Genomic DNA, 13,325 nt, shown 5'->3' with positions numbered 1-13,325 from the left:
CGGGCCGACGACGCAGCAGCCACCTCGCGGCGTTTCATACTGTCGGACAGAACGATGTGGAGCGTAACGACACCCCGTGGGTGCGAACGTGATTCACGGACTGCCGTCCGACAGTATCAGTCGTCGATGCCTTCGAAGGAGACGTTGATGTACGTGCTCTCCCAGTCTTTGCGTGCCGCGATCTCGCGGCGGCCGCGGCGGGTGAGCGTGTAGTAGTTCGTACGGCGATCACGCTGCCCTTTGTCGACGAGTCCTTTCTCGACGAGCGTGTCGAGGTTCGGATAGAGCCGGCCGTGATGGATCTCCTTCTCGTAGTACTCTTCGAGTTCTTCTTTGATCGCGAGCCCGTGGGGTTCGTCGAGTCCGGCGATCACGTACAGCAGGTCGCGCTGAAATCCTGTCAGGTCGTACATCGGTGGATTCTACTTGTATATTAGTGTTCTCCAAAATAAACATATCGACCCACTGTGCGCTTGGGAGTGCCGATCACGGGCCGAAAACTCGATACGTATCGATGAGCTTTCCTAAACATATCGTTACGCTTACCACTACCTGATCAGGGTCCTAATATGTCTGATTAATTATTATCACACGCCCGGTAGCGGACTCCATTCGCGGCCCGATCGCGTCCGACCACCGTTACAGATATCTTACGATTCCATCCACCACGGATTTCGCTCGTCGTCGACGCCCGACCACAGGAGGCGACACTGCTCGCTGCGTGATCAACCTCTATACAGGCGAGTGACAGAGGCGTCTCTCTTCGATACTGGTCGGAAAAGGAAGCAAGCCGCGTGAAAAGCACGCGGATGCTTGCCGCCCTGAATTGGTCCCCGCTGACGCTTCGGCCCTCCAGACGAAGCGTCACCCGATTGTAACCGACTGCTGCACATAAATATGTCGGCTACGACGAGGATTCGTTCCCCCTCGCGCTCGTCGAGAGCCGACGTATCCCGGCCGCTCACAGCTGACATCGCCGTTTTACCGATTGTGTTTCGGCGTCGCATCCCGCGCCTGTGCTGCGGTTTTGCTTCGTGAATCTGTCACAGCGCGGAGTCGGCATCGCCATCGCGACGCGCTTTTCTCGCTCGCCGGAGAAAGGCCGGTATGCGAATCCGTGGCCGCCGCCGCTGCAAAGACTGCGGGCGGGAGTGGTCGTACTTCGATACGGGCCAGGTGAACTGCCCGGACTGTGGGAGTATGCGGAGCGTCGGGACCGGTGACCGAGAGCGACACACTGACAGCGCGGTGGAGTTGGACCTCTCCGCGCCCCGCGCCGAACTCGACGACGCGACCGATATCGACGATATCGCCTCGGAGTTGAAAACGACTCTCCGTGATTACGTCCGTCAGCGCGGCTTCGTCCGCGCCGGCGAGCTCCAGTCGGTCGACGACACGGTCCTCGGCGCCGCGGAACTGCTCCACGCGGTCGACGTCTTCGGACGGACCCGGGACCCGGACGACGAGATGCAGTGGTACGTCCTCGAACTCCTCCGTGGCGCCGACGACGGCCAGCGTCCCGATCCGTCGTCGGTTCCGGCGTCGATGACCGACGCGCGCGGCCTCGCGTACGCCGAGGTACTCGACGCCTTCTGTTCGGACCTCGGGACGTGGCTCGACGACAATCCGGACCCGGCCGCACGACAGGTCCGAGAGACGCTCGCGACGCACGTCAAGCGCGTCGACGCGGTCTACGGCGACGTCCCAGCCGAGGAGTCCGAACTCCTCGTTCGAGCGGCGCGCGACCTCGTCTCGTATCTCGTCGACGACGACGAGATGGCGCTGACGACGGCTCAGGACCGCCTCTCTCGACTCGGCTGAAGAGGGGCTCACGCAACACCGACCGCACGACCTCGACCGCGCGACGGCAACGACTTTATCGCCCGCAGGCACTTCTCCCGCTGATGGCTGATCGCTTCGACCAGCACGCCGTCCGGCATCGAATGAAACTCCTCCGAGAGGACGGCGACGTGACGCTGTACGAAAATCGGGACGGCGTGGAGTGCCCGGCCTGCGGGGTGCCCTTCACGCGACTGCTGCTGACCGAACGCCGAACGCACTCGTTCGGCCTCGACGGCTCCGAACGGCTGTGCGTCGCCCGCGAAGACGACCGGCTCGTCGTCTGCACACACAGCGAGTAGTGCCGCGACACCGACCACTCCCGGCTCGCGCGAGGCTTTTTATACGATACCGGGGCCAGCACCCGCGTGGTCTGAACGCAGACCGTGACGGTCACGGCGGGTGTGTGGCGCGCCGTCGCGGGGTCGTAGTCGTCGGAGGCGCCACCTGCTCGCCCTCTCGCCACACAGAGCGCCTGCTGGTCCCGTGGGAAATCAGCCCTTGATGTTACAGACCGGGAACGTCCGTGCGACCTTGTCGCCGATGCCGAGTTCGTCCGAGACGCGAACCACCTCGTCGACGTCCTTGTAGACGCCCGGGGCTTCCTCGGCGACAGTCGCGCCCGACTGCGCTTTCACGTAGATCTTCTGCTGGTCGCGCAGTTCCTCCTGGACAGTCTCGCCCCAGAATTCGCTTTTCGCCTGCGTTCGGCTCATCGTCCGCCCAGCGCCGTGTGCGGTCGACCCGAACGAGAGCTCCATCGAGTGCTCGCCGCCGCGGAGGACGTACGATCCTGAACCCATACTCCCGGGGATGATGATCGGCTGGCCGACGTCACGGTACGCCGACGGGATCTCGGGCCGCCCGGCCGGGAACGCGCGAGTCGCGCCTTTCCGGTGGACGTAGAGCTCACGCTCGGCCCGGTCGACCGCGTCCTCGGGGTTGGTTGGATGGCCGTCGGCGTCGACGGCGACCTCGTGGACCTCCTTCTTGCCGATGTTGTGGGCGACGTCGTAGAGGAGTTCCATCTCCATCTCCTCCCAGTCGCGGTCGAAAATGCGTTCGAAGACGCGTCGCGTCCGGTGCATTATCAGTTGTCGGTTCACCCACGCGAAGTTGATGGCCGCACACATCGCGCCGTAGTACTCCTCGGCGAGGTCTGAGCCTGCGGGCGCCGCTGCCAGCTCTTTGTCCGGGAGCTCTGCGAGCAGGTCGCCGTGTTCCTGTTCGATCTTCCGGAGGTAGTCCGAACAGATCTGGTGACCGAGTCCCCGAGAGCCACAGTGGATGAGGACGACCACCTGGTCCTCCTCGAGGCCGAACTCCGCGGCGACGTCCGATCGATAGACGTCGGTCACGCGTTGGACTTCGAGGAAGTGATTTCCTGAGCCGAGGCTCCCGATCTGGTTTTTGCCGCGGTCTTTGGCCTTCTGTGAGACGGCGCTCGGATCGGCGTCGGGGCGCATCCCCTCGTCTTCGCAGTGGGTGAGATCGTCTTCGACGGCGTAGCCGTGTTCGAGCGCCCAGTCGACGCCACGGTCGAGAATCTGCTCCATCGTCTCTATATCAGATTCGACGACGCCGCCGCCACCGAGTCCAGAGGGGATGTTCGAAAAGAGGGCGTTGACGAGTTCCTCCTCGTGCCCGCGGAGGTCGTCGTACGTCAGGTTCGTGCGCATCATCCTGACGCCGCAGTTGATGTCGTAGCCGATCGACCCCGGTGAGATACAACCGGTTTCGACGTCGGTCGCGCCAACGCCGCCGACGGGGAAACCGTAGCCCTGGTGCCCATCGGGCATACAGACGGCCCGTTCGGCGATACCCGGCAAGTGCGTCGCGTTGCGGAGTTGCTGGAGCGTCTTGTCGTCGCTGATCTGTTCGAGCAACGCTTCACTCGCGAGCACCCGCGCCGGAACGCGCATCTCGCCTTCCCGCGGAATCTCCCATACGTGTTCGCGGACGCGTTCGAGGCGAATCCCGTCGAACTCGCGAACGTCGTCGCTATCCTCGGTCATACTCCAACCAACGATAGCCTGTGAGGAAAGCGTTCTCCTCGATGCCCGCTTCGACTACCAACGACCGCACCGACCGCTTGACCGCCTACTCCAGGTACGCGTTTCGCACCTGCTCCCACTTGTTCTTCGACTCCAAGTGCTTCTGGAGCGCGTCCGCGTAGGCCTGCGTCAGCCGCTCGGCGGCATCGACTCGTTCTTGGTCGGTCCCGCTACTGCCGTTGCCGAGACCGAGCGCGCCCTTGAGAGAGTCCATTAGGCCGCCGCTGCTGGACTTCTCCTCACCCGGGGCGCCACCCATTTGCGCCATCTGGGAACGGACGTTCTCCAGTTCGGGCATAATCTGCGGAAGCTTCTCCGTGTCGGCGACGATCCGTGCCCGGTCGGGATCGTCGGCGTGCTCGATGTCGAACTCGGTCGCCGTCATAATGAGGCCCCACTCCTGGCTCGTAAACCGCGAACTCTCGACCCGATCGTTGAACTCCCTGTCGACAGTCATCCGATCGCCGACGATGCTGTCGGTCCAGTCTGCCATACCCCGGTGTACGGCGGTCGCTGGTTTGAGCGTTTCCCTCACCGGAACGACTGGTTGTGGACCCGCCTCGAACTCGATTTGGCTCCGGTTACCGCCTCGGCAGGTGTGCTTTTACCATCGGAGGACGGGGACTACGTATGGACCGGTACGATCTCCTCTATCGACTCTACCAGGAGTACGAGACGGATACGCTCCGCGATCTCCAGAATTTCGTCGATCTCTTTCCACCCGTCGACTCCCGCGTCGCCCTCGAATACTGGCAGGATGCGAGCGACGACCTGGAGGCGCGCAAACGCGAGATTTCCGAGTCGTTCGCCGCCGGTGAGACGCTCGCCGACATCGCGGCGCGAGCCACGCGCGAACAGACGTTCACGGCGCTGGACCTCTACTCGAAGTACGGTCGCCCGGTCAACGCGCTCGTACTCGACGTCGACGAGACGCTCCGTTCGGCCGGCCGCACGGACAACGAGATCCCCCGCGAGACGCTTCATCTCCTCACCGAACTCCACGAGACGGGACTCCCGATAATCATCTGCACGGGACAGACGCTCGAAAACGTCAAGGGATTTATGATTCAGGGGCTCGGAACCGAGTTGGTTCACTCGGGGTCGTTCAGCATCGTCTACGAGGCGGGCACCGGCGTGTTCACGCCCGGTCACGGCTCGGACACGAAGCGACTCCTCTACGAGACGCTCGAAGAAGAGGTGCGTGAGGTCTTCTCGCTCGTGCGCTCGCGCGTGTTGACGGCCGCCCCGGAAGAACTCCGCCGCTCGGTCCACCTCCAGGGCAACGAGTTCAACGTGACGCTGAAGCCGAACTTCGACGTCGGCAGCGACGCCGCCGAAGCCGTCATCGACGAAGGCCTCGTCTATCTTGTCGACCTGCTCGGACGGGCAGTCGTCGAGGCCGTCGAGGGCATCAGCGACGTCGGCATCGAGTCGCGGACGGGCGACAGCGAGGGACCGGGGCGCTCTGCGGACTGGGCACGGGCGTACTACGCCGCCTCCGACCCCGAGATCGCCGACGTCCTCGACAGCGAGGACGCGACGCCGACACGCGAGGTCGACGACATCCCCGCGGACGTGCAGGCTCGCTTCGATCGGATCGACGTCGCCTACTACCACGCCGACGCGGCCGAGATCGGCTCGCTCGACCTCGACAAACCGACCGGCGTTCGCGGTGCGCTGGACGTCCTCGGCATCGACGACCCGTTCGTGTTGATGATGGGCGACAGCAAGTCCGACCTGCGGGTGATGGAGTGGGCCGCAGACGCCGACGCCGGGATCGCAGCGGCCCCGAGACACGCCTCCGAATCGGTACTCGATCACGTCCGCTCGACGGACGAACTGGTCTACGACCCCGGCGACGCGGGCTCCGTGCTGCGAATCGTCTCGGTACTGAACCGCCTGGACGAGTGGTGATGGCGTCCGACGCGATGAAGCGCTTACGCGGTGCGCGAAAGTACCTCGCGCCCGACGGCGGCCTGGCCGAGTCGTCCAACTTCGTTCGCCTGTGGGTGCTCGCGCTCGCGACCTACGGTGTCGGCGACATCGTCACCACGATCGCGATCATCGAACACAGCCCGGACCTTCGCGAGGCCAACGCGTTGGTCAGACTCAGCGTCGACGCGTTCGGCATCTACGGACTCGCGCTGTTGAAGTACGCCGTGTTCGGCATCACGCTCGCCATCTCGCTGATCGCGGCGGCCGACGGCGACGAGTTCTTCGCGTACCTCCCACCGGTGGTTCTCTCGCTCGTCGGCACGTTCACGATGGTCTACAACGTCCGACTGTTGATCGGGTGAGTGGAGCACTCGCCGCAGGCAGCGGCGGCGCCCACCGCGACTCCCTCTATGCAATCGCTGCGAGGAGCGTCGTCGACGGCTCGAAGGTACAGTGGACCGAAAGCGTCGTGCGGTCCGATTGGATCTCGTTGCCGACCGCGGCGTCGACTCGCCACTCGACCACGACGCTGACAGTCTCGTTCGGGTCGAGTTCGAGCGACCGGGTCGTCTCCGCAGCGTCGGCCAGCGACACGTACCCGTCGGTACTGCCCACGAGGAACGAACGACCGCCGCTTTCGCGCGTGATCGCGATCCGGACTGCGAGGTGATCAGAAAGCTCGCCCTGCGTCGCTGTGTCGTCGACGGTGGCTTCGGGCTCTGTCAGCCCGTTCTCGTCGTCGACCGCTCCGCCGACGGCGAACGTCGCGGTCACGGACTCGCCCCTCGGATTCGATAGCTGAGCCGCGCTCGTGCCGCGACTGCCCGGGAGCACGTCCTGCGCTCCGAACAGCGCCGTGGTTCGGTTCGCCTCGGCACCGTCTTCGGTCTCCGATCCGCCGTCGGATCCACCGGCCCCGCCACCGGCGCTCCCGGTCGAATCGCTCCGGGTTTCCGCTTGGTCGTTCGGTGTCGAGGCGCCGTCACCCGAGGCGGTGACTGTGTTCTCGTTCGGTCCCCCAACCGTCCGTCCGGCGGGTCGATCGACGACGAACGCGTACCCGTCGGTGTCGGTCACGGTCGCAACTCTCTGACCGTCGGCGTAGAGGCGCGCCGTCACGGCGACGGCGCCGTCACGGCGTGCTGTCGATCCGGGCGTCGCCACGTCGAATCCGTCCGACTGCGTCTGACCGAGGTACGTCGTATTCGGTCCTCCGACGACCGTCGCGAGGTCGATGGCGTCCGTCCCCGACTGGATCGATTCGACTGACGCGCGGTCGACGACGACCCACGTTCCGTTCGGGAGTCGACTCCGCACGACGAAGTCAACCCGACTCACGTCGCGTTCGAGATCGAGCCTCCCGCCGAGCGCTCCGGCGACGACGCCCGCGTCACCTGCCTCGTTGCGCACGTTGGACGGATCTGTCGCTGTCACGGTGATCCCGGCGACCTCGGACGCGGAGTCACCGCCGAGCGGAGCGGGAGACGGCTGAGTGGTGGCGTCGAATATGTCGGTGGATACGAAGCCAGCTCCCACGCCGCCGAGAACGGTCGCGAGCACGACGACGGCGAGGAGCTTCGTCCAGGAGATTCCGACGGGCACGTCGATGGTGCTCATCTATGCGTCCTGCGACGACGGTGTCGCGGTCGTCTCCCCGTCTTCTGTCGCCGTGGGCGTACTCGCGGGTTCGGTACTTTCGGAGTCTGTACCCGCGGACTCAGTGCTTTCAGTTTCGGTTGTCTCGGGCTTGGGCGTCCCTGTTTCGGCTGTGTCAGTTGTTTCGGGGTCGGAAGCCGCAGATTCGGTCGTCTCCGCCTCGGCCTCGCCGTCGGTGGTGGTCTCGTCGTCGTCGGAACCGCTCTCTGTGCCGTTGCTGTCAGCGCCGTTACTGGGTGCGGTCCCGTTCTGCGTCGCGTCGTCGTCCGGCGTGGTCTCGTTCTGTGACGCGCCGTCGCGGTCAGACGACGGTTGCGCCGGCGTCGAGGCGTTCTCGGTCTTTCCGTCCGTTTGGTTTCCGGTGCTCGCGTCGTCGCCGGCAGTTTCGTTCGTCGGGGCGCTCCCATTGGCCGGCACGCTCTCGTTTCCGTCGCTCTGCTCCGGTGCGTCGCTGACTTGGGTACCGCCGACACTCCCGTTTCTCTCGGTGTCGTTGCCGGCCACCGTCCGGTTGCCGCCGACACTCTCGTTTTCGGTCTCGTTCACGTCCGCGTCGCTGTCGAGCGCCGTCGCGGCGTCCCCTGCGTTCGATTCCGCCGGTGACGCTCGCGACTCGTTCGGCACGAACAGCCCGAACGGACTGAAGCCGGTCGTGGTCGCGGTCAGTTCGTACCAGCCGTGTCTCTGTTCGCCGACGGCAGTTTCTAAGAAGACCCATCCGCTCGAATCTTTGTGGCCTATGACGACGTCGTCGACGTCTTCTCCAGTCCGATCGAGCCACGACTCCGAGACCCACACCGAGAGCTTCGCACAGCCGTCGCCTTCGACATCGAATTTCGCCGCGGCTCGGAGGTCACGTTGGTTCGCCGTGGCATTGTCGACCGTGCAGGTGTCGAGCGGTTCGACGTCGAATCCGGAGACGCTGCCGGTGTCGGTGTTGGCGTTCGAGGCCGTGAGCCCGACCGCTATCGACTCGCTGTCAGACAGCAGTGCGACGGTCGCACTGCCGGATATGGACGCGACGACGACCAGCGCGAGCACGAGTGCGAAGACCCGCCGGGCGTCGATCGAGAGATTACTGCTCATTCGCCGCCTCCCGTGGGCTCGTCCGTTCCGGTCGCCCACTCGGCGTCCTCGAAATTGTACTTTACCCAGTACGTGCCGGGGCACGGATTGTTGGTCGCACGCGGCGGATCACCGCTCTCGGGGAACTCGCTGCCGTCCTGCTCGTAAGTCGCTACCAGAGTGAGGTCGGAGTTCTCGCCGCCGCTGTTGATGCTGAACGGCGTCGATTCCCCGTCGTACGCGAAGACGTCCAGTTTCGTCCCGTACTTGAGCAGGACGTGATCGACGTGCGACGGGATCGTCGCCACTTCGAGCGTCGCCGCCCGGTCGGTGTCGCCACAGGTCGTCCGGGTGAATTCGACGTCGCTCTGTGTGACTGACTTCTCGCTACAGAACGCGGCGAAACTGATCCCCTTGCCACACGCGACGTCCCCGTCGCCATCGCCGTTGCCGCCGTCGGTGCCGTCGTCGCAGCCGTCACACTCTGGGAGCCCGAGATCGTAGGCCTGCGGATCGTCGAGGTATCGCCCTTGCACGGCCCGGAACTCGAACCCGAATTCGACCCCGACGTCGCCGTCGACGACCTCGGTCAACTCCCACGTGAACGAGACGGTCCAGGTCTCGCCGCCGTCTGGAAGCGCCTCCGTCGAGAGGGCGCCGCCCGAGTCGTACGCGGTGCGGAACTCCCGGAGGGATCCCTCGAACAGCGCCGTCGAACTGCCGGCGTGGTTCGTCAACTCGACCGTCACGTCGATCTTCTCCTCGATCGGTGCACACGTCGGGCAGGGAGCGACGAGCCAGACGTACGCTGGATTGTCGTCGACGGCAAGTTCGAACGATGCGGTCTCGGGTTGGTAGAGCCCGAGCGATGCGGTGTACGAGCCGTTCTGCCAACTCGTCGGGGACAGCACGTCGACGTCGAGATCGAACGACCCGGTGGTGAATTGCGCCTTGGTTGTCTCGGTGTCTGTGAGCACCGCGGCGACGCCGCTGCCGGATCCGGCCGCCGCGCCGGCCGCGGCGAGGCCGTACAGGAGTTTCCGTCGTGACAGTCCGCCCGTCTCGTCAGTCACTGTCCGTTCCCCCGTCAGTTTCTACGGTGGTGGTCTCGCCGACGGCCGCAGCCGCGGATTCGCCGTCGGGATTGTCTGGAGGGCCGCCGTCGCTGTCAGCAGGGGTAGAGTCATCTTCGGCGGTGCTCGCGTACAGGCCGACGACGAACAGGAAGCCGATTCCCGTCGCAACGGCTCCTGTGATCGCCCAGGCCTCGGTGATCTTGTAAGCCGCGTACGCGGTATAGGGGAAGTACAGCGCGAACACGACCGCGAGGAGCTGGAGGCTCGATCGGGTCAGCGTGATCGCCGAGCCCTCGCCGTCGACTTCGGCGGCACCTTGGCTACCGACGCTCCCGGCGGCTCCGCTATTTCCGTCGTTCGCGGTCGCGTGGCCGCCCGCAGTTTCCGGTCCGCTGTCGTCGTCTGTATCCACGTCGTCGTCGACCGAGCGCAGGAGCGCCCACAGCTCGGAGCCGACGAAAAGCGCCAGTGGCACGACGACGGCCGCGACGAATCCGAGCGGCGTGTTGACGGCGTTGACGACGTACCCGATCAGCGGGATGACGAACAGCACCTCGCCGATCACCCGATCGTGCGGTACGGTTCCGCTGTCGGGATCTTCGTTGGCGTCGCCTTTCGTCACGTAGGCCTCGCCGCTCTCGCGCTCGACCACGTCGACGACGCGGTGGGTCGTCGGCGTCTCGCTGTCGGTTTGGAAGGTGATGATGTCGCGTTCGGTGATCTCGTCGGGTGACGCCTCGCGGACGATCACGGCGTCGCCGGGGCTCATCGCGGGTTCCATACTGCCGGAGAGGACGACGAATCCGTGATCCGCGCCGACGACCTGGGGGACTCCGTACACCACGAACGGCGCGACGACGCCGATCAGGAGGACCACGCCGACGACGTGCGTGGCGGTCTGGAGTCGTTCGTCTTCAGTCACACCCATCGTAACTCACCTCGCGTAGCTCCCAGGAGACTGTCCGGTGTCGGTGTTTCGTCGCGATGCAGGTGCTTGTCGTGGTCTCGTGACCATCTGCCAGCGAGAGAGGCGCCAGCGAGTGGTCTCCTCCCCTCCATTCGCGCGATGTTCCCCGTGCACACGACAGGAATGCGGAGTGTCGGGCTTAGCTATCGACCGATTAGCGGCGTTCGGCGACCGCGTAACCCGGTGTCTAACGACGGTACCGGCTCTCGGGCCATTCGAGCAGGTAGCCGCCGACGCCTGTAACGAGCCGTTAAACGCTCTACTGCTGGCCGCCCCCGTCTTCTCAGTCATTCCCACACGCCTCCACAGTGACGCCGACGACGAACTGGGCCGAGTCGCCCTGAATCACGTTCCCCGCGCGCTCCGGAATCGACCACCGGAAGGTGACGTAGACTGCATCGCCGACAGACAGACACGACTCGCCGCTCCGACTGAGCGGATAGCCGTCGTCGAAGACAGGATCGGCGTCGACTTCCGCGAGCGTGCCCGAAGCGATCATCTCGTCGCCGTCGGTCACGAACGGGATATTCTCGTTTGCGCCGTTCCCGGTGCCAAGGCCCATATCGCGCCAGAGTTCGATCGTCGCGAAGTCCTGGAGTTCGCCCGTCTCTGCAGTTTCGTCACCGGCGGCACGCTCGGGTTCGTTGCGCCCGTTCTCGGCGGTGTCTGTGAGCGCAAAGTGGAGGGAGACCGCAGCCGATTGAGCGGCGTTTGCGCCTGGCGTGCCGTCGGCGAGGCTGGCCCGGAGCGTGACGGCTCCCGTATCACCTGGGAGAACCGCTTCGTCGACGACGAGGCCGACGTCGCCGGTGTGTCCGGTCGAGCCCGTCGACAGGTCAGTGTCCTCCGTGACGACGCCGTTGACGGTCTCGCGCCAGTCGAGCGCGACCGTCGGCAGCGACTCACCGGTCTGGATCTGCGTCGACTGATTCGGCTCGACGGGGTCGAGACCGGCGGCGCTCCGCGCGGGCGCTGCCCCGAACGCGAGCAGCGCAGTGCCGGAGACTGCACCGAGTACCTGGCGGCGTGTTGGATTTTCCATCGTCGGTTCGGTACCTGATCGCTACTCCGCGTTCGACTGGTCGTTGTGACGGCACTGCTCGGTGTAGAGGCCGAGGTCGAAGCCGACGGAATCGGACTGGATCTCGTTGCCGACGTCGGTCGGGAGCCACCAGGCGAGGCCGATGTAGTGGTCCGTCGACGGCTCGAAGCAGCAGTCCTCGCCGTTCGGCTCCTCGCCGTTGCCGTCTCCGGTCGAGGCGGCGAGACAGAAGTCGACGTGGCTGATGTCCTGACCTGTGGGGGTCTGTAGTTGAGTATCTAGGTCGCTCTCGGCGCCGATCGCCCCGTCGTCCTCGGTGAAGTCATCGTCGTCGCCCGCGTTGTCGTAGCTGTAGACGTTTGCCCCTTCATTGCCGCCTTTGACGATGACCTTCGCGACGCAGTAGCCCTCGTCGCTGCTGATCGACCAGTCGGTGACGGTCTGATCCCCGTCGACGAGAGCGGTCGTCACCGTGATCGTGCCATAGGGCGTGTCGTATTCTTTCTCACCGCTTTCGGGGAGCGGTCCCTCGGGCGCCTCGTCCGTCTTGAGACCCTGGATCAGCCCGAAGTCCGCGCATTTGGGGTTGAATCCGATCGTGGTCTCGGTCGAGCCATCAGTCAGCGGCGTGTCGACAGTGACGGTATCCTCAGTCACGTGCACACTGTCGTAGTCCTTCTCGTCCGGACAGTCTCCCGCCGGCGGTTCGACGACCGGTCCGCCGGTGTCGTCGGGGCAGAGCTGAACGCCGTTTCCGCTTTCGAGGAACAACAAGAGTTCGCCGAGCGAGAGCGTCGGCGTCAGGTAGCCCGCGTCGTCACCGCCGTCGCCGACCTCGGCGACGTTGTCGCCGTCGTCGTACCACAGGCGGGTCTGGATCGCGTCGAGGAGTTCGCCGTCCGATCCCGGATTCTCGACGGTCCCGTCCTCTGCGGCGGACTCGCCTTCGGGCTCTGTCACGCCGCCTTCAGCGTTCGATCGGAGCGCCCCGCGGAGCCAGACGTACCCCGGATTCCCGCAGAGGTGATAACTCAGCGTGAGCTCGCCGAAGTCGCCGGGTTTGACGTCGTCAAGACTGACGAGCGGTTTGGGTTCCTCTTTCTCGGCGTCCCAGGTGTCGGCGTTGTTCGTCCGGAGCGCACCCTCGGCCTTCGGATCGAGGTCTTCGTCCATATCGGCGCCGTCTTCGCAGATGTAGCCGACGTCTTCTTCCGTGGTGGTTCCGGATTCAGACGCGAACGCCTCCTGGATCCGATCGCCGTCCCGATCCGGATACGCTTCGATCGACGTCGCGTCCATATAGTCATCGAGGTCGCCCTCAGCGACCCAGACCATCGGATTCTCCGGGTCGGGGAGCGGGACGTATCCCGAGGTATCTGCAGGCTCGGATCGGGTGACGTTGAGGCCGCTCGTCGGGTCGGCGAATCCGTACGCCTGCGGGAACGAGTAGTGCTCTTCCCAGTCGACTTTGAGGTCGAGTTCGCCCGCCGTGAGCGTGTTGTTCTCGAACGATTCGGTGTCGTTGAAGTACGCACTCGTGCCGAGGCCAGCGCCGGCTGACGCCGCGCCGATGGCGCCGAGTGCGCCCAGCACTTTCCGTCGTGAGAGATCGAATTTCTCGTCTGTCATCGGTGTCACTTCCCACTACGGGAAAAGACCCACGGGCGGAATCGAACCGCCCGACGCGACCG

Annotated in this window: 13 protein-coding genes; 4 read left to right on the top strand and 9 right to left on the bottom strand. The window is 65.0% G+C overall.

What is annotated here, in order from left to right:
• Positions 1-116: 116 nt before the first annotated feature.
• Positions 117-413, bottom strand: a complete 297-nt coding sequence (locus RBH22_RS04665; RefSeq protein WP_121570282.1) for a PadR family transcriptional regulator — start codon at positions 411-413, stop codon at positions 117-119.
• 694 nt (positions 414-1,107) lie between these two features.
• Between RBH22_RS04665 and RBH22_RS04660 the strand changes: the two genes are divergently transcribed.
• Together RBH22_RS04660 and RBH22_RS04655 are read left to right on the top strand one after the other, a co-directional pair.
• Positions 1,108-1,821, top strand: a complete 714-nt coding sequence (locus RBH22_RS04660; RefSeq protein WP_306676677.1) for a hypothetical protein — start codon at positions 1,108-1,110, stop codon at positions 1,819-1,821.
• An 83-nt stretch (positions 1,822-1,904) separates the two neighbouring features.
• The gene (locus RBH22_RS04655; protein WP_306676676.1) at positions 1,905-2,141 is read left to right on the top strand and encodes a flagella cluster protein; all 237 of its coding nucleotides are present in this window, start codon (positions 1,905-1,907) and stop codon (positions 2,139-2,141) included.
• Between the two features lie 192 nt (positions 2,142-2,333).
• Here RBH22_RS04655 and RBH22_RS04650 read toward each other — a convergent pair whose 3' ends face one another.
• On the bottom strand, positions 2,334-3,854 hold the full coding sequence (locus RBH22_RS04650; protein ID WP_306676675.1) for an RtcB family protein: 1,521 nt from the start codon (positions 3,852-3,854) through the stop codon (positions 2,334-2,336).
• A gap of 85 nt (positions 3,855-3,939) precedes the next feature.
• Positions 3,940-4,386, bottom strand: a complete 447-nt coding sequence (locus RBH22_RS04645) for a DUF5799 family protein (RefSeq protein ID WP_306676674.1) — start codon at positions 4,384-4,386, stop codon at positions 3,940-3,942.
• 137 nt (positions 4,387-4,523) lie between these two features.
• Here RBH22_RS04645 and RBH22_RS04640 point away from each other — a divergent pair, with 137 nt between their 5' ends.
• Both RBH22_RS04640 and RBH22_RS04635 read left to right on the top strand, forming a co-directional pair.
• Positions 4,524-5,807 carry an HAD hydrolase family protein gene (locus RBH22_RS04640; protein WP_306676673.1) on the top strand — a complete coding sequence of 428 codons (1,284 nt, stop codon included), beginning with the start codon at positions 4,524-4,526 and terminating at the stop codon, positions 5,805-5,807.
• Positions 5,807-6,190 carry a hypothetical protein gene (locus RBH22_RS04635; RefSeq protein WP_306676672.1) on the top strand — a complete coding sequence of 128 codons (384 nt, stop codon included), beginning with the start codon at positions 5,807-5,809 and terminating at the stop codon, positions 6,188-6,190. Before RBH22_RS04640 ends, RBH22_RS04635 begins: the two co-directional genes overlap by 1 nt.
• A gap of 46 nt (positions 6,191-6,236) precedes the next feature.
• Here RBH22_RS04635 and RBH22_RS04630 read toward each other — a convergent pair whose 3' ends face one another.
• The 6 genes from RBH22_RS04630 to RBH22_RS04605 form a co-directional block, all read right to left on the bottom strand.
• The gene (locus RBH22_RS04630; protein ID WP_306676671.1) at positions 6,237-7,445 is read right to left on the bottom strand and encodes a hypothetical protein; all 1,209 of its coding nucleotides are present in this window, start codon (positions 7,443-7,445) and stop codon (positions 6,237-6,239) included.
• Positions 7,446-8,570 carry a hypothetical protein gene (locus tag RBH22_RS04625; protein WP_306676670.1) on the bottom strand — a complete coding sequence of 375 codons (1,125 nt, stop codon included), beginning with the start codon at positions 8,568-8,570 and terminating at the stop codon, positions 7,446-7,448. It abuts the gene before it with no gap.
• A complete protein-coding gene (locus RBH22_RS04620; RefSeq protein ID WP_306676669.1) occupies positions 8,567-9,622 on the bottom strand; it encodes a twin-arginine translocation signal domain-containing protein in 1,056 nt (351 codons plus the stop codon). The genes RBH22_RS04625 and RBH22_RS04620 overlap by 4 nt, the downstream gene beginning before the upstream one ends.
• On the bottom strand, positions 9,615-10,547 hold the full coding sequence (locus RBH22_RS04615) for a signal peptidase I (protein WP_256545048.1): 933 nt from the start codon (positions 10,545-10,547) through the stop codon (positions 9,615-9,617). Before RBH22_RS04615 ends, RBH22_RS04620 begins: the two co-directional genes overlap by 8 nt.
• A gap of 328 nt (positions 10,548-10,875) precedes the next feature.
• A complete protein-coding gene (locus tag RBH22_RS04610) occupies positions 10,876-11,634 on the bottom strand; it encodes a hypothetical protein (protein ID WP_306676668.1) in 759 nt (252 codons plus the stop codon).
• Between the two features lie 21 nt (positions 11,635-11,655).
• On the bottom strand, positions 11,656-13,263 hold the full coding sequence (locus RBH22_RS04605; RefSeq protein ID WP_306676667.1) for a SipW-dependent-type signal peptide-containing protein: 1,608 nt from the start codon (positions 13,261-13,263) through the stop codon (positions 11,656-11,658).
• Positions 13,264-13,325: the final 62 nt, after the last annotated feature.

It is taken from the genome of Halobellus sp. H-GB7, from assembly GCF_030848585.1.
In the GTDB taxonomy this organism is placed as follows: domain Archaea; phylum Halobacteriota; class Halobacteria; order Halobacteriales; family Haloferacaceae; genus Haloquadratum; species Haloquadratum inordinatus.
This window is presented reverse-complemented; position numbering and strand designations above follow the sequence as displayed.